Annotated in this window: 17 protein-coding genes; 6 read left to right on the top strand and 11 right to left on the bottom strand. The window is 72.6% G+C overall.

Translation table 11 applies throughout. The features are described from left to right. On the top strand, positions 1-298 hold a 298-nt coding region (locus HII36_RS46775; protein WP_173529831.1), incomplete at its 5' end, for a hypothetical protein. Positions 299-310: 12 nt separating this feature from the next. After that, positions 311-634, top strand: a complete 324-nt coding sequence (locus tag HII36_RS46770; RefSeq protein ID WP_173529830.1) for a hypothetical protein — start codon at positions 311-313, stop codon at positions 632-634. 76 nt (positions 635-710) lie between these two features. On the opposite strand, the gene HII36_RS46765 is transcribed toward HII36_RS46770, so the two are convergent. The 5 genes from HII36_RS46765 to HII36_RS46745 form a co-directional block, all read right to left on the bottom strand. Beyond that, positions 711-2198 carry a sodium/solute symporter gene (locus HII36_RS46765; protein WP_173529829.1) on the bottom strand — a complete coding sequence of 496 codons (1488 nt, stop codon included), beginning with the start codon at positions 2196-2198 and terminating at the stop codon, positions 711-713. Then, positions 2195-2605, bottom strand: a complete 411-nt coding sequence (locus HII36_RS46760; protein ID WP_173529828.1) for a hypothetical protein — start codon at positions 2603-2605, stop codon at positions 2195-2197. The genes HII36_RS46765 and HII36_RS46760 overlap by 4 nt, the downstream gene beginning before the upstream one ends. After that, positions 2602-3351, bottom strand: coding sequence for a LytR/AlgR family response regulator transcription factor (locus tag HII36_RS46755; protein WP_173529827.1), 750 nt, complete (start codon positions 3349-3351; stop codon positions 2602-2604). Before HII36_RS46755 ends, HII36_RS46760 begins: the two co-directional genes overlap by 4 nt. 33 nt (positions 3352-3384) lie before the next feature. Beyond that, entirely contained in the window at positions 3385-4563 is a 1179-nt protein-coding gene (locus HII36_RS46750) for a sensor histidine kinase (RefSeq protein ID WP_173529826.1), read from the bottom strand. A gap of 72 nt (positions 4564-4635) precedes the next feature. Continuing rightward, complete coding sequence (locus HII36_RS46745) at positions 4636-5160, bottom strand: hypothetical protein (protein ID WP_173529825.1); 525 nt, start codon at positions 5158-5160, stop codon at positions 4636-4638. Positions 5161-5279: 119 nt separating this feature from the next. Between HII36_RS46745 and HII36_RS46740 the strand changes: the two genes are divergently transcribed. Further along, positions 5280-6878, top strand: a complete 1599-nt coding sequence (locus HII36_RS46740; RefSeq protein WP_173529824.1) for an alpha/beta hydrolase — start codon at positions 5280-5282, stop codon at positions 6876-6878. Between the two features lie 80 nt (positions 6879-6958). On the opposite strand, the gene HII36_RS46735 is transcribed toward HII36_RS46740, so the two are convergent. The 6 genes from HII36_RS46735 to HII36_RS46710 form a co-directional block, all read right to left on the bottom strand. Continuing rightward, positions 6959-7369 carry an HIT family protein gene (locus HII36_RS46735; protein WP_173529823.1) on the bottom strand — a complete coding sequence of 137 codons (411 nt, stop codon included), beginning with the start codon at positions 7367-7369 and terminating at the stop codon, positions 6959-6961. A 39-nt stretch (positions 7370-7408) separates the two neighbouring features. Beyond that, positions 7409-8116, bottom strand: a complete 708-nt coding sequence (locus tag HII36_RS46730) for a DUF1838 family protein (protein ID WP_173529822.1) — start codon at positions 8114-8116, stop codon at positions 7409-7411. A gap of 56 nt (positions 8117-8172) precedes the next feature. Continuing rightward, positions 8173-9120 (bottom strand): YihY/virulence factor BrkB family protein, encoded by a 948-nt coding sequence (locus tag HII36_RS46725; RefSeq protein WP_173529821.1) that lies wholly within the window; start codon positions 9118-9120, stop codon positions 8173-8175. Between the two features lie 7 nt (positions 9121-9127). Continuing rightward, entirely contained in the window at positions 9128-9886 is a 759-nt protein-coding gene (locus HII36_RS46720; RefSeq protein ID WP_217370821.1) for a DUF3618 domain-containing protein, read from the bottom strand. Continuing rightward, on the bottom strand, positions 9883-10263 hold the full coding sequence (locus HII36_RS46715) for a phage holin family protein (RefSeq protein WP_173529820.1): 381 nt from the start codon (positions 10261-10263) through the stop codon (positions 9883-9885). Before HII36_RS46715 ends, HII36_RS46720 begins: the two co-directional genes overlap by 4 nt. 106 nt (positions 10264-10369) lie before the next feature. Then, positions 10370-10534, bottom strand: coding sequence for a hypothetical protein (locus tag HII36_RS46710; RefSeq protein WP_173529819.1), 165 nt, complete (start codon positions 10532-10534; stop codon positions 10370-10372). Between the two features lie 46 nt (positions 10535-10580). On the opposite strand from HII36_RS46710, the gene HII36_RS46705 reads away from it, so the two are divergent. The 3 genes from HII36_RS46705 to HII36_RS46695 form a co-directional block, all read left to right on the top strand. Continuing rightward, entirely contained in the window at positions 10581-11156 is a 576-nt protein-coding gene (locus HII36_RS46705) for an SRPBCC family protein (protein WP_173529818.1), read from the top strand. A 65-nt stretch (positions 11157-11221) separates the two neighbouring features. Next, positions 11222-14209 (top strand): SNF2-related protein, encoded by a 2988-nt coding sequence (locus HII36_RS46700; protein ID WP_173529817.1) that lies wholly within the window; start codon positions 11222-11224, stop codon positions 14207-14209. Between the two features lie 21 nt (positions 14210-14230). Continuing rightward, the coding region (locus tag HII36_RS46695) for an SWIM zinc finger family protein (RefSeq protein ID WP_173529816.1) at positions 14231-14917 on the top strand (687 nt) is incomplete at its 3' end.

Raw genomic sequence — 14917 nt, 5'->3', positions numbered from 1 at the left:
CGCCACCACCGCCGCCACCACCGCCGAGCCGGCTTACCGGGTGGAGGTGGTCAACCACTCCGGCTTCGGGCTGGACGAGGTCACGCTGGCCTACGTCACCCGCGGCGACCCCACGCCGCGGATCATCAGCCGGCGGCTCGTCCCGTCGGGCGCGACGGCCGCGTTCGACCCGGTCGCCTGCTCGGACCTGCGGCGTTTCGCGGTCAGCGCGTTCATCGGCCGGCGCGAGGTGCTGCACACCGCCGATCTCACCCCCGACCCCGACTGCTACACGCAGATCGAGCTCACCAGGAACTGAAGGGATCAGAGCATGACCAAGTCCATGAGCCTGGCGGCCGCCGCCGTCCCGCTCGCGCTGCTGCTCGCGGCGGGCGCCGTCGTCACCCCGGCGTACGCGGCCACCGGCGAGTTCTTCTTCGAGACCGGCCCCGGCCGGATGTTGCGCCTGTTCAACCCGCCGTCCGGCCGGTGCATCAGGCTGCCCGACCCGTCACCCGCGGTGGCCAACCACACCGACAGGACCGCGCACCTGTGGGCGAGCACCGGCTGCACCGGTGAGGCGCTGGACGTGCCCAGCGGCGGCACCTGGCGCAAGGACGGCCGGGCCTTCGCCCGCTCGGTCCGCTTCGACTGAGCCCCGCGCCACCGGCCGCCGGCCCTCCACGGCGGCCGGTCCCCCAACTCAGGACGATCAGCTCAGGACGACCGCATCACGACGACCGCGGGCGCCAGTCGCCGCGGTCGAGGTCCAGGTTCTCCGGGGTGTGCAGCCTGACCATGATCCGGGCCACCCCCTGCGGAACCCGGTGCGGGGTCAGGAACGACACCGACACCATGACGGTGAACGCGATCGGCACCGTCCAGGCGGCCGGCTGGGCCAGCAGCGCGCCCGCGATCCCCTCGTACGGGCCGCCGGTGATGGTGACGAGCACCGCCGCGCAGGCCAGCCCGCCGCCGACGAACAGCCCGGCCAGCGCGCCGGTGGTGGTGAGCCGGCGCCACCAGATGCCCAGCACCAGCAGCGGGCAGAACGACGAGGCGGCCACCGCGAACGCCAGCCCCACCACGTCGGCGACGGGCAGCGCCCGCGCCCACAGCGCCAGCGCCAGCGGCACCGCGACCGCCATCAGCGTGGCGATCCTGAACGAGCGCACGCCGCCCTTGAGCAGGTCCTGCGCGATCACCCCGGCCACCGAGACGGTGAGCCCGGACGAGGTGGACAGGAACGCCGCGAACGCCCCGGCCGTGACCAGCGCGGTCAGCACGTCGCCGAGGGTCCCGCCGACCATCCGGCCGGGCAGTGTCAGCACCACGGCGTCGGTGCGCACCAGGTCGGGGGCGTAGATGCGGCCGAGCCAGCCGTACAGGGCGGGCAGCAGGTAGAACGCGCCGAGCAGCGACAGCACGACCAGCGTGGTACGGCGGGCGGCCCGGCCGTCGGGGTTGGTGTAGAAGCGCACCAGCACGTGCGGCAGGCCCATGGTGCCCAGGAACGTGGCCAGGATCAGCGAGTACGTCGAGTACAGCCCGTACTCCCTGCCGCCGCCGAGCGGCACCTGCCAGGTGGCCGCGTCCTGGAGTGTCACGCCGGGCGCGCCGTCGGCCTTCCAGGCCATCAGCAGGAACACCAGCGGCACGGCCAGCGCGGTGAGCTTGAGCCAGTACTGGAACGCCTGCACGAACGTGATCGACCGCATGCCGCCGGACAGCACGTTCACCGCCACGACGACCGCCACCAGCAGCCCGCCCACCCAGACGGGGGCGCCGGTGATCGTCCGCAGCACCAGGCCGGCGCTCTGGAACTGCGGCATCAGGTAGAGCCAGCCGATCAGCACCACGAGCACGCTGGCCGTGCGGCGCACGGTCATCGACTCCAGGCGCGCCTCGGCGAAGTCGGGCAGCGTGTACGCCCCCGAGCGCCGCAGCGGCGCCGAGACCAGCACGAGCAGCACCAGGTAACCGCCGGTCCAGCCGACGGGCAGCCAGAGCATGTCCACGCCGAACGACAGGATGAGCCCGGCGATGCCCAGGAACGAGGCCGCGGACAGGTATTCGCCGCCGATGGCCGAGGCGTTCCAGAGCGGGCTGACCGTGCGTGAGGCGACGTAGAAGTCGGACGTGGTGCGCGAGACCCTGATCCCGAACGCCCCGATGAGCACCGCCGCCAGCACCACGACCAGGACCGCCGCGAGACTCATGGGCGTTCGACCAGGTCGGCGAAGTGGCGTTCGTTGCGTTCCGCCTGGCGGACGTAGAGCCAGGCGCCGATGACGAAGGCCGGGTAGATGAGCCCGGCCAGCACCGCCCAGGGCAGCGGCACGCCGAGCACGTCCACCTCGCGCAGTTCCGGGATCAGCAGGAACAGCAGCGGCAGGCCGCCCACCACGCAGCCGAGCACCGTGCACACGAACAGGGCCAGCCGGAACTGGGTGCGCAGCAGCGAGCGCATGTACACCTCGCCCAGTCCGGTCTGCTCGTCGATCTCGCGGGTGGCCGGGTAGCGGGGACGGCGGGCGGCGGCGGTGCGCGGGCTGGTCACCGCCACCCGGCGGGGCCCGTCGGCGCGTCCCGCGCGGCGCGTGCCCCGCGTCTCGTCGTGGTTCACTCCTGCCTGCCCTTCCTGGCGCGGCGCACCAGCAGGTCGCGCAGTTCGCGGGTGTGGCGGCGGCTGACCGGGATCTCGGTGTCGCCGACCCTGACGCTGCACTTGCCCGAGTCGATGTGCAGCTCCTCGATGTGCTTGACCGCGACCAGGTGGCTGCGGTGCACCCGGACGAACCCGGCAGGGGCCCAGCGTTCCTCCAGCGTGGCCAGCGGGATGCGCACCAGGTGGCTGCCCGCGGCGGTGTGCAGGCGGGCGTAGTCGCCGTGCGCCTCGACGTACAGGACGTCGGCGCTGGAGACGAACCTGGTCACCCCGCCCAGCTCGACCGGGATCGTGTCGCTCTCGCCCGGTTCCACCGCCACGTCGGCCGAGACCGCGACCCGCCTGATCGCCTCGGCCAGGCGTTCCGGCCTGACCGGTTTGAGCAGGTAGTCCTCGGCCTTGATCTCGAAGGCGTCGACGGCGTGCTCCTCGTAGGCGGTCACGAACACCACCCGCGGCGGGTTGGCGAACTGCGACAGCAGCCGGCCGAGCACCACGCCGTCCAGGCCGCGCATCCTGATGTCCAGGAAGACCGCGTCGATCGGACGCCCTTCCGCGATGGCACGATCCAGCAGCCGCAACGCGGCGGCGCCGTCCCTGGCGGTGACGACCTCGCCGATGCGGGGGTCGGCGCGGAGCAGATACGACAGATCTTCCAGCGCGGGAAGCTCGTCGTCGACCGCGAGGACCCGAAGTTGTGCCATAGACAGTGATGAAACAGACAAGGAACGGCCAGGTCAACGGGCCGAGACGCCCGGGTGATACTTCGGCAACCTGACGTTGACCTTGGTGCCCGCCCCGGCGCCGGTCTCGACCACCAGGCCGTACTCGTCGCCGTAGACCTGGCGCAGGCGTTCGTCCACGTTGGCCAGGCCGACGCCGCCGGTGGACGGGATGTCTCCGGCCAGGATGAGACGCAGCCGGTCCGGGTCCATGCCGAGCCCGTCGTCCTCGACGCTGATGCGGCATTCGGCGCCGGCGTCCTCGGCGATGATAGTGATGCGGCCGACGCCGTCCTTGCTCTCCAGCCCGTGCCTGACGGCGTTCTCCACCAGCGGCTGCAGGCACAGGAACGGCACCGCGACCGGCAGCACCTCGGGCGCGATGCGCAGCGTCACCTGCAGCTGGTCGCCGAACCTGGCCCGTTCGAGAATCAGGTACCTGTCGATCGAGCGCAGTTCCTCGGCCAGCGTGGTGAACTCGCCGTGCCTGCGGAAGGAGTAGCGGGTGAAGTCGGCGAACTCCAGCAGCAGCTCCCTGGCGCGCTCGGGGTCGGTGCGGACGAACGAGGCGATCGTGGTCAGCGAGTTGTAGATGAAGTGCGGCGAGATCTGCGCGCGCAGCGCCCGCACCTCGGCCTCCATCAGCCGGGTGCGCGAGCGGTCCAGCTCGGCCAGCTCCAGCTGGGAGTCCACCCAGTCGGCCACCTCCTGGGCGGCCCTGACCAGCCCGGCCGAGGCGTTCGGCCCGTAGGCGGCCAGCGCGCCGACGACCCGGTCGTCGGTGGTGAGCGGCACCACCACGGCGTGCCTGACCGGGCATTCGAGCAGGTCGCAGTCGATGGTGAGGACCTGGGTGCGGCCGTCCTTGAGCGTGGCCGCGGCGTGCTGGAAGGCGTCGCCCGCGTGGTGCTCGCCGTCGCCGTCGTAGACGAGCAGGCGCTCGCCGTCCGTGATGGCCAGCGCGGACGAGCCGAGCAGCGCCCGCAGGTGCCGCGAGGCCCGTTCCGCCCCGTCGGCCGTCAGCCCGGCGCGCAGCGGCGGCCCGGCCATGGACGCGGTGTGCAGCGTCTCGAACGTGGCCCGCTCGGCCGGGCTGGTGCCCAGCTCGCGCCGCCCGCGCATCACCCGCCACAACACCACGGCGGGCACACCGACCAGCACGGCCACCACGATGACACCGACCAGGTACTCCACGACCCGCGAGCCTAGCCGCAGCGCCGCACGAGTCCCTACACCGCGCCCGCAGCGTCGGGGCCGCGCGGGTCGCTACACCGCGCCCGCAACGTCAGGGGCCGGCTCCGGGGCCGTGCGGCGGCCGCGCAGCCAGGCCCAGGTCCAGGCGATCGCCGTCACCGCCGCCACCAGCAGGTGCGCGGCGTACCACCAGGGCAGCGGGACCTCGCCGGACGCCGGATCGCCGAGCAGGCGGCGGCCGATCACCGCGTTCGCCGCGACCAGCGCGAGCAGCGCGGCCCAGCCCAGCCTGCGCGGCCGGAAGGGCCGGGTGAGGAGGGCCAGCGCCGCGCGCAGGACGGCCAGGGCCAGCAGGGCCCGGGTGAACCCGAGGTGCCATTGCTGAGCGAGCAGGCCGCCGCGCCGGTCGAAGCTCAGCTCCAGCGCCGAGGCGTAGGCGTCGCTCATCATGACGCCGCGCAGCGGCTCGTACGAGCCGTCGTAGACGACCTCCACCTCGCTCGGCGAGTAGACGGTGGCCAGGTAGGCGCCCGTCACCACGACCAGGGCGAAGCAGCAGGCGAGCAGGACGCTCACCACCGTCGCTAAGCGTTTCACCCGCCTACTTCACCACACTTCCGGATCATTGACCGCCGCCGGAGTCCTTCTTGAGAGGGAGCCGCGGACCCTACTCACGCGGGATTCTCATTCACGGCGCCGCGGCCGACGATCAAAGCATGCGAAGACTCTCCGCCCTGTTATCAGGGCTTCTCGTCAGCGTCTCCCTCGTCATCGTCTCGCCCGTCTCGCCGGCGGCCGCCGCTGCGACCGCCTCGACGGCCACCCCTGCGGCCGGCCCGATCGACTGGGCGCCGTGCCCGCAGTTCCCGGACGTGGAGTGCGGCACCCTCACCGTGCCGATCGACTGGAACGACCCGGCCGCGGGCACGTTCGGGGTCGGGGTGGCCCGGCGCAAGGCCACCGACCAGGCCGCCAGGATCGGCGTTCTCGTGCTCGGCGCGGGCGGGCCCGGCGGATCCGGGGTGAACCTGGTGCTCGGCAGCCCCCACACCTTCAGCCCCGAACTGCTGCGCCGCTTCGACGTCGTCGGGCTCGACCCGCGCGGCACCAACCGCAGCCACCCCGTCGTCTGCTCGACCGAGCTGTTGCGGCAGGCGCCCGACCCGCTGCTGAAGAGCCAGGCCGACTTCGACCGGGCGCTGGCCTACAACGAGCGGCTGCGCGCCGACTGCCGGGCACGCACCGGGCCGCTGTTCGACCACGTCGACTCGCTCAGCACCGCCGCCGACCTCGACGCCTTCCGCGCCGCGCTCGGCGAGGAGCGGCTGACCTACTGGGGCGGCTCGTACGGCACGCTGCTCGGTCAGCTCTACGCCGAGCGCTACCCGCACCGGGTGCGCGCGTCCACCCTGGACAGCACGATGGACCACAGCCTCGGCACGCGCGCGTTCATGGACACCGAGACCTGGGCCGCCCAGGACGCCTTCGACGAGTTCGTGGCCTGGTGCGCGCGTGACGAGCGCTGCCTGCAGCACGGCCGGGACGTGCGGGCCTTCTGGCGGAACCTGCTGGCCCGCGCCGACCGGGGTGAGCTGGGCGAGCTGACGGCGTCCGAGCTCATCGGCGCGGCGGTCGGGCACTTCTACGACCCGGCCAACTGGCTGCCGTTCTCCCAGCTCCTGGCCGAACTCGACGCCGGACGCGCGCCGAGTCCGGACGCGCTCGCGCTGACGACCGGGCTCCCCGCGCATCCCGCCGCGCAGGCACAGGGGCAGGAGCAGCAGGGGCAGGCGCAGGAGGTCAGCAGGTATCCGTTCCAGATCTTCTGCCTGGACTTCCGGCTGCCCGTCCGCGACTACCGCGAGTTCGCCGGCCATATGCGGCGGCAGGCCAGGATCGCGCCCGACATGCGCTACAGCCCGCTGTCGCTCGGCCCGGTCGTCTCCTGCCTCGGGCAGCCCGATCCGATCCCGAACCCGCAACACCGGCTGAAGGTGCGCACCGGCACTCCGGTGCTGGTGGTCAACGCCCTGCACGACCCGGCCACCACCTACCCGTGGGCGCTCAGCATCGCGCGCCAGCTCGGGCGGTCGGGGCGGCTGCTGACGTACGAGGGGTGGGGACACATCGGCTACGGGCGCGGCGACTGTGTCACCGCGGCCACCGACGCGTATCTGCTCTCGCGGACGGTTCCGGCGCGCGGGGCGCGCTGCCCGGCCGTGCCACCCGCGGAGAACCCGCCCGCGGAGAACAGGACCCTGCGTGAGCTCGTCACGCCGCTGCCCGGCACGCCGGGCTGGGGCCTGAACCGCTGAGTCAGGGCCCGCACTGATTCAGGGCCCGCACTGATCTCGTGCGCGCGTCACGGGGACGCGCGCACGATTTCGTCCCGAGGTCAGGCGCCGAGGGTCTTGGCGATGATCTCCCGGTACGACTCGGCCTCCTCGTCGGAGGCGTACGTCGTGCGCGGCCAGAAGAACCCGCGCAGCCCGTCTTTGCGCACCCGGGGCACCACGTGCACGTGCAGGTGCGGGACGCTCTGGCTGATGCGGTTGTTCATCGCCACGAACGTGCCGCCCGCCTGCAGCCCCTCCTCCACCGCGCCCGCCATGGCCTGGACGCGTTCGAAGAACGGCCCCACGTCCGGCAGGTCGGTGAGCGTCTCGACGTGCGCCCGGGGGACGACCAGGACGTGCCCCTTGAAGACCGGGCGCGTGTCGAGGAAGGAGACGGCCACCTCGTCGGAGGCCACCACGAACGCGGGGCGCTCCCCCGCGATGATCTCGCAGAACAGGTCGGTGCTCACCGACCGACCCTATCCGCGAACGGCCCGCGCCGCCCGTGCCTACGCGCGGGCGCTCGCCGCGAACGCGGTCCAGCTCGTCACGTTCGGGCCCGACCACTCCTCCGGCGCGTGCAGGAAGTGCTCGCCCACGAACGAGCTCAGCCGCTCGGGCACCGCGGAAGTCTTCCCGCCCCGGCAGTGGTAGACCAGCGCGCCCTCCCGCTGCCCCATCGCCATCCAGGGCAGCCACGGCGAGACCCGGCACCAGGAGAACACGCACGGCACGGACGGCGTCCCTGACTCCAGGTCCGAGGCCGCGGCGAAGAACTGGAACATCTCCATCGCCCGGTAGGTGTCGCTCGCCGAGTTCTCCGGGAACTCCGCGACCTTCAGCGGCGAGGGGTAGGAGAGCCGGATGTCGATGTTGAAGACCACCTGGTCGCCCACCCGGGTGGTGGGCACCGGGTAGGCGCCGAGCCGCTGGTTCACCGGGTCGTTGAAGACGTGCTGCACCTCGACCGTCCGCTCGGTGAACGGGTTGTCCCAGCTCTTGAGCACCTCCCGGGTCTTCGGGTCGAGGTAGACGGCCGCCTCCCTGGTCAGCAGCTGCCAGCCGCCGTCCGACTCGACCGCCCTGGCCACGTTCAGCCCCTCGAACCCGAACAGGTGGTGCGGCCCGTCGTCCTGCCGCCAGCCGTACACGTCCCCGGTCCACCACGAGATCGTCTCGGCCCCGTCGGCCGACGCGCGCACCCGAATGAAGTCCATGCAGGAAGCCTTGCCGATCGGCCCCTTGTGGATCAAGACTTCGGGCCGCGCGAACCTCACTCGGGCAGGTCGTCCTGCTTCGGCGGGTCGCGGGGCACCGCGTACGGCTCCTGCTCGGCGGGCTCTCCCCCGGCGATGTTGCGCTGCCTGATCAGCTCGGCGTCGAGCTCGGCCCCGAACAGCAGGGCCATGTTGGACAGCCACAGCCAGATCAGGAACACCACCACCGCGGCCAGCGTCCCGTACGTCTTGTTGTAGGAGCCGAAGTGGGTGACGTACAGCGCGAAACCGCCGGAGACGATCACCCACAGCAGGACGGCGAGCAGCCCGCCGGGGGTGATCCAGCGCACGCCGGGCTGGCGGACGTTGGGCGCCGCCCAGTAAAGGATCATGATGAGGCCGGCCGCGATGAGCGCGAGCACCGGCCACTTCACGATGTCCCAGACGGTCACCACGACGTCGCGCAGGCCGAGCGCCTCGCCCACCACCTCGGCCACGTCGCCGGTGAGTGTCACCGCGATCGCGCCGGCGGCCAGCAGCACCGTCGTCAGGACGGTGAGCCCGATCCGGAGCGGGGTGATCTTCCAGAACGGGCGGCCTTCCCCGATGTCGTAGATCTCGTTGCCGGCCCGCATGAAGGCGGCGATGTAGCCGGAGGCCGACCAGAGCGCGACCAGCACACCGACGATCGCCACCACCCCGGCCGAGCCGGTGCTCTCGACGGCCTGCAGCCCTTGCGCGAGCAACCGGTGCACGTCGGGAGGCGCCAGCGTGCCGAGGCTGTTGACCACCACGGACGCGTCGTTCCTGCCCAGCATGCCGAACAGGGAGGCCAGCACGATCAGCGCGGGGAAGATCGACAGGACCGCGTAGTAGGTGAGCGCCGCGGCCAGGTCCTGGACCCGGTCGGCCCGGAACTCGGCCACGGTGCGTTTGAGCACGCTCCACCAGGCCCCGCGCGGCAGCTCCGTGGGCCGCTCGGGGACCTCTTGTTCTCGGGTCACGGGATCGCTACTTGCGCCTTTTCTTGATCACCAGCTGGTTCCTGGTGGCCGGCCTGGTCTTGATCATCGACCGGTTCCTTCTGACCAGCCGGCGGACGACCAGCGCGACCACGGTGCCCACGGCCGCCACGACCAGCACCGGGCGCTTCCTCGCCTCGGTGGCCGCGTCCTTGACCTGCTCGGGCGTCGACTCGCGGACCTTGTCGGCGACCTCCGCGGCCTTGCCCTTGGCCAGGGCGGCGGCGTCGGCGGCCTTGTCGCGGGCCGCGGCGACCGTGTCGGCGGCCTTCTCCTTGGCGGTGCCCGCCGCGTCGTTCGCGCGGGACTTCACATCCGCCTTCGCCGCCAGGGCGCTGACCGTGTCGCCCAGCTCTCTTCTGGTCTCCTCGATGCTTCTTCGCACGTCGTCCTCCTCGCGGACATCCCCCTTCCGTACGTGCGCGGACGCGGTCCGGCCGGGCGCGGGCCGCCCGTCATGGCTGGAGTCGCCGTGGTCGCGCCGGGCGGCCGCCCGGCCCGTCACGGACTCCTCCTCGACCGTGCGGCTCTCGGTGGCCTCGGTCCGGTCGTCCGGCATGGGGGTTTCTGGAATGAATGTCTCGTGTTCTTCGCGGGCCAGCTCCGCTTCGCGGGCGTGCTGGGCCGCGCCGGGCCTGGTCGGAGGCACGTTGATGGATTCGCGTTCGGTCGGCGTGCCCACGGTCGCCCTGCGCGCGCCGACGTCGCCGGCGTGCTGGTCGCTGTATCCGGGATCCGTCTCGCTCATCGCCGTGCCCTCTCCTTGACCATGTCGATATCGGCCTTGACGCTCGCGATGGTCTCTTCGGGGACCGGCGGCGTCGCCTGCTTGACCTTCTTCTTACCGACCAGCCCGAGCAACGCGGCGGCGATGAGCAGGACCACGGCCACGATGGCGGCCGCCGCCCAGCCGGGCATGACCAGCGCGAGGAGCAGGACGACGGCCGTCACGAGTACCGCACCGCCGAAGAACGCGATGAGCCCGGCCGCGCCGAACAACCCGGCGCCGAACCCCGCGTGCTTGCCCTTCTCCGTGAGTTCCAGCTTGGCCAGCCGCAGCTCGTCCTTGACGAGCCGGGAAACCTGGTCGGACAGATCGTTGACCAGCTTGTGAGTGTCGTTCACGACGCTCGCCTCCTCCGCTGAGGAAGGCGACTACCCACCGATCGCGGCTTCTATCACCTGCGGCAGGGCAGGCGGCGGCCACGCACGGCGCACGCCGGGGAACCGGTCAGCGGCCGGCCTGGCGCAGCAGGAAGCCCAGCACCGAGACGATCGGCGACTTGGGCGCCTCGCACCAGTTGTCGGGCTTCTTGGGCGCGCTCCACGGGGACGGCAGCTCACACGAGGGAGCCTGCGGCTTGGGCCGCTCGCACCAGGATCCGGGAGGGTTCATGCCTTTACTGTACAACTTCACCATCGGCTTATATAAGCTCTCCGCTATGACCGACATGTCCGACTGGCTGACTCAGAACCACCGCGAGATCGGGCGTCGCGCCGACGGCCGCAGCATGGTGCTGCGCCGCACGTACGAGGCCCCGGTCGAGGACGTCTGGGCCGCCTGCACGGACCCCGACCGGCTCAGCCGCTGGCTGCTCAAGGTGGCCGGCGACCTGCGGCCCGGCGGGACGTACGCGCTGGAGGGCAACGCGCACGGCGAGATCCTGCGCTGCGAGCCGCCCAGCCGGCTGACGGTCACCTGGAAGTACGGCGACCTGCCCGACAGCGAGGTCGAGCTGCGGCTCACCCCTTCCGCGCCGGACTCGACCACGCTCGAACTGGAGCACTACCTGCTGCCGGACGACGGCGTGGCGGGCGTCGGCACCGGCTGGGAGCTGCCGCTCACCGTCGCGCTCACGCTGTATCTGCGCGGGGAGCTGCCGGAGTCCGCGGTGGACGAATGGTACGAGCCGGGCGCGGAGCACCTGCGGCTGGCCGGACTGGTGGCCCAGGCGTGGATCGACCTGACGACCGCCCACGGCCTCCCCACCCCCGCCATGCCGCCGCACTGGACCTGACCTCGCGCGGGCGGGGTGCGCCGTACCTGGACCCGACCTCGCGCGGGCGGGGGTAACCTGCCTGGGTGCTGGTCGTACACGGGGTCTGGGCGGAAGACGGGCTCGCCTTCTGGGCGGAGTCCGAGCCGGCCACCCCGCCGGCCACCCGTCCGGACACAGCGCCGACCACCTCGCCGGCCGTACCAGCCACGGGCCGGTCGGTCGCGGGGGCGGCCCGGCCGCATCCCTTCGCCGCCCCCGCCACCGCGGTCGCCGCCGAGCTCGGCCTGGACGATCCGCCGTCCCGGCCGCTCAGCCTGCTCCTGCCCGGCTCCGCGGCCGAGCCGGTGCCGTCGCCCGAGACCGGCAGGCTGAGCGCGGCGGCCCGGCCCCGGCTGCGGTTGTGGCAGGTCCCGGCGGTCACGCCGACGGCCGCCGAGGCGCTGCGCGCGCTGCCCGAGCGGGGCGGCGGCGCCACGTTGCGCCACTGGGCCGCCGTCGCCGAGTTCGCCCGCGACCTGGTGCGGCGCGGCCGCGTGCTCCCCCAGCTGGTCCCCGGGCCGCAGCCGGACGAGGCGCCGTCGATGTGGGCGATCCCCGAGTCCGACGCCCGGGCCGTGTGGCAGCCGGTGATCACCGGGGCCGACGCCGGGTACTTCCGCGAGCTGGCGCTGGCGATGCCGCCGGCGTGCCGTACCGGATCGGTGGAGTGGCAGTCGTCCGACGTGCTGCGGGCGGCGCTGGAGTCGTTCACGGACGCGATCGTGCGCGCCGCGCTCACCGAGCCGCTGGTGCGCAGGGCCCGCACGCTGCCCGAGCGCTGGCTGGCCGCGCTGACCGGCGATCCCGCCTGCCCCGACGTGCCCGAGCTGCGCGCGGAGCTGACGGCGTGGCGCGACGGCGTGGCCCGCGCGGAGGGCGCCACCCGCGTGTGCTTCCGGCTCCTCGAACCGGCCGACGCCGACGACTGGCGGGTGGAGCTGGCGCTGCAGGCGGCCGACGACCCCAGCCTGTACGTCCCCGCCGAGCTGGTCTGGCGCGGCGAGCCGGTCACCGGCCTGCCCGGACGTCCCGAGCGCGAGCTGCTGACCGGCCTGGGCCGGGCGGTGCGGCTCTACCCCGAGCTGGACCGGGCGCTGCGCGTGCCCGAGCCGAGCGAGCTGGCGCTCGACACCGCGGGCGCGTTCGGCTTCCTGCGGCAGGCCGCGCCGCTGCTGCAGGCGGCCGGGTTCGGGGTGCAGCTCCCGCGCTGGGCCGGCCGCGCCAAGCTCGGGCTGAAACTCACCACCAGGACGAAACAGCAGACCGCGGCCGCGAGCCAGGGTTTCGGGCTGCGCGAGCTGGTCGACTTCAGGATCGACCTGGCGGTCGGCGGCGAGACGATCAGCGAGGCGGAGCTGGCCGAGCTGGCCAGATTGAAGGTGCCGCTGGTGCGGGTCCGCGGCCAGTGGGTGGAGCTGGACGACCGCCAGCTCAAGGCCGCGCTCAAGGCCGTCGAGAGCAGGCGCGACGGCGAGGCGGCCGCCGCCGACATCCTGCGCGGCGTGATCCAGGGCGACGACGACGAGCTGCCGCTGCTGGAGATCGACGCCGACGGCGTGCTCGGCGACCTGCTGTCGGGGCAGGCCGAGCGGCGGCTCACCCCGCTGGCCACGCCGCCCGGCATCGACGCGACCCTGCGGCCCTACCAGGAGCGCGGGCTGGCCTGGCTGAGCTTCCTGTCGGAGCTGGGGCTGGGCGGCGTGCTGGCCGACGACATGGGGCTGGGCAAGACGATCACCACGCTGGCGCTGCTCGTGCACGAGCGGGCCGCCACGCCGACGCTGCTGGTCTGCCCGATGTCGCTGGTGGGCAACTGGCAGCGGGAGGCGGCCAGGTTCGCGCCGGGGCTGCGCGTCTACGTGCACCACGGCGGCGGGCGCGACGCCGCGAAGATCGCCGAGGCCGACCTGGTGATCACCACGTACGGCACCGCGCAGCGCGACCTGGAGACGCTGAAGGGCCACGAGTGGCGCAGGGTCGTCTGCGACGAGGCCCAGGCGATCAAGAACAGCGGCACGCTGCAGGCCCAGGCGGTCCGGTCGATCCCCACGGGCACCAGGCTCGCGCTGACCGGCACGCCGGTGGAGAACCATCTCGCCGAGCTCTGGTCGATCATGGAGTTCGCCAATCCGGGGCTGCTGGGGCCGCGGGCGCGCTTCCGTACGCGCTTTCAGGAGCCGATCGAGGCCCGCCAGGACGAGCAGGCCGCGCACGCGCTCAAACGGGCGACCGGGCCGTTCATCCTGCGCCGCCTCAAGACCGACAAGTCCATCATCTCCGACCTGCCGGAGAAGCTGGAGATCAAGGAGTGGTGCCCGCTCACGCAGGAGCAGGCCACGCTCTACCAGGCCGTCGTGGACGACATGCTGGCCAAGATCGACAGCAGCGAGGGCATCGAGCGGCGCGGGCTGGTGCTGTCCGCGATGGCCAAGCTCAAGCAGGTCTGCAACCATCCGGCCCACCTGCTCAAGGACGGCTCGCGGCTGGCCGGCCGCTCGGGGAAGCTGGCCAGGCTGGAGCAGCTGGCCGAGGAGATCCTGGCCGAGGGCGAGAAGGCGCTGCTCTTCACCCAGTACGCCGAGTTCGGCACGATGCTGCAGCCCTACCTGGCCCAGCGGCTCGACCGCCCGGTGCTCTGGCTGCACGGCGGGCTGCCCAAGAAGACCCGCGACCGTCTCGTCGCGCGCTTCCAGGACGACCCCGAGCCGATGCTGTTCGTGTTGTCGCTCAAGGCGGCCGGGGTCGGGCTGAACCTGACCGCCGCCAACCACGTCGTCCACGTCGACCGGTGGTGGAACCCGGCCGTCGAGGACCAGGCCACCGACCGGGCGTTCCGCATCGGGCAGCGTAAGAACGTCCAGGTGCGCAAGCTGATCTGCGCGGGCACGCTGGAGGAGCGGGTCGACCAGATGATCGAGCGCAAGCGCGCGCTGGCCGAACGCGTGGTCGGCGCCGGTGAAGACTGGCTGACCGACCTGTCCACCGAGGAACTGCGCGAGGTCTTCCGCCTCACGGCCGAGGCGGCGAGCTGACGTGCCCGCGGAGGTGAGCTGATGCCCGTCGGACGAGACGGCTGGTTCGACGGCGGCAAGCCGATCAAGGTCGACGGCGGACTGAAGGCCCGCTCGCAGCGCGGCTCGATCGGGTCGAGCTGGTGGTCCAGGCGGTTCATCGACGAGCTGGAGCGCGTCTGCGACAAGGGCCGGCTCTCGCGCGGCCGCGCCTACGCCCGAGCCGGCCAGGTGCTGTCCATCGACCTGGCGCCCGGCTCGGTCGCGGCGCGGGTGCAGGGGTCGCGGCCGAAGCCGTACGAGGTGACGATCGGCATCGAGGCGTACGACGAGTCCCGCTGGGCCACCGTCGAGCGCTCCATCGCCGAGCAGGCCGTCTACCGGGCGAAGCTGCTGGCGGGCGAGATGCCCACGGAGATCGAGGAGCTGTTCGCGGCGCTCGGGCTCGACCTGTTCCCGCGCGACCTGGACATGGAGTGCTCCTGCCCCGACTGGGGTTTCCCGTGCAAGCACCTGTCGGCGGTGCTGTACCTGCTGGCCGAGTCGTTCGACGACGATCCGTTCCTGGTGCTGGCCTGGCGGGGGCGTACGCGGGAGCAGCTGCTCGGGTCGCTGGCCGGCGACCCGGCGGGGGCCGATCCGCTGCGGGTCGCCGACGTGCCGTTCGCGGACCGGCTGGCCGACTTCTACGCGCCGGGCGCGACGGCGCACCGTCCGGAGCGGCGGCCG

The sequence above is a fragment of the Nonomuraea antri genome, assembly GCF_013283785.1.
Lineage (GTDB): Bacteria > Actinomycetota > Actinomycetes > Streptosporangiales > Streptosporangiaceae > Nonomuraea > Nonomuraea antri.
This window is presented reverse-complemented; position numbering and strand designations above follow the sequence as displayed.

Bases quoted from the DNA above. Each gene is read 5' to 3' on its own strand.
- HII36_RS46720 (WP_217370821.1), bottom strand. From the start codon at position 9,886: ATGAGCGAGACGGATCCCGGATACAGCGACCAGCACGCCGGCGACGTC.
- HII36_RS46705 (WP_173529818.1), top strand. From the start codon at position 10,581: ATGACCGACATGTCCGACTGGCTGACTCAGAACCACCGCGAGATCGGG.
- HII36_RS46755 (WP_173529827.1), bottom strand. From the start codon at position 3,351: ATGGCACAACTTCGGGTCCTCGCGGTCGACGACGAGCTTCCCGCGCTG.
- HII36_RS46770 (WP_173529830.1), top strand. From the start codon at position 311: ATGACCAAGTCCATGAGCCTGGCGGCCGCCGCCGTCCCGCTCGCGCTG.
- HII36_RS46730 (WP_173529822.1), bottom strand. From the start codon at position 8,116: ATGGACTTCATTCGGGTGCGCGCGTCGGCCGACGGGGCCGAGACGATC.
- HII36_RS46740 (WP_173529824.1), top strand. From the start codon at position 5,280: ATGCGAAGACTCTCCGCCCTGTTATCAGGGCTTCTCGTCAGCGTCTCC.
- HII36_RS46710 (WP_173529819.1), bottom strand. From the start codon at position 10,534: ATGAACCCTCCCGGATCCTGGTGCGAGCGGCCCAAGCCGCAGGCTCCC.
- HII36_RS46765 (WP_173529829.1), bottom strand. From the start codon at position 2,198: ATGAGTCTCGCGGCGGTCCTGGTCGTGGTGCTGGCGGCGGTGCTCATC.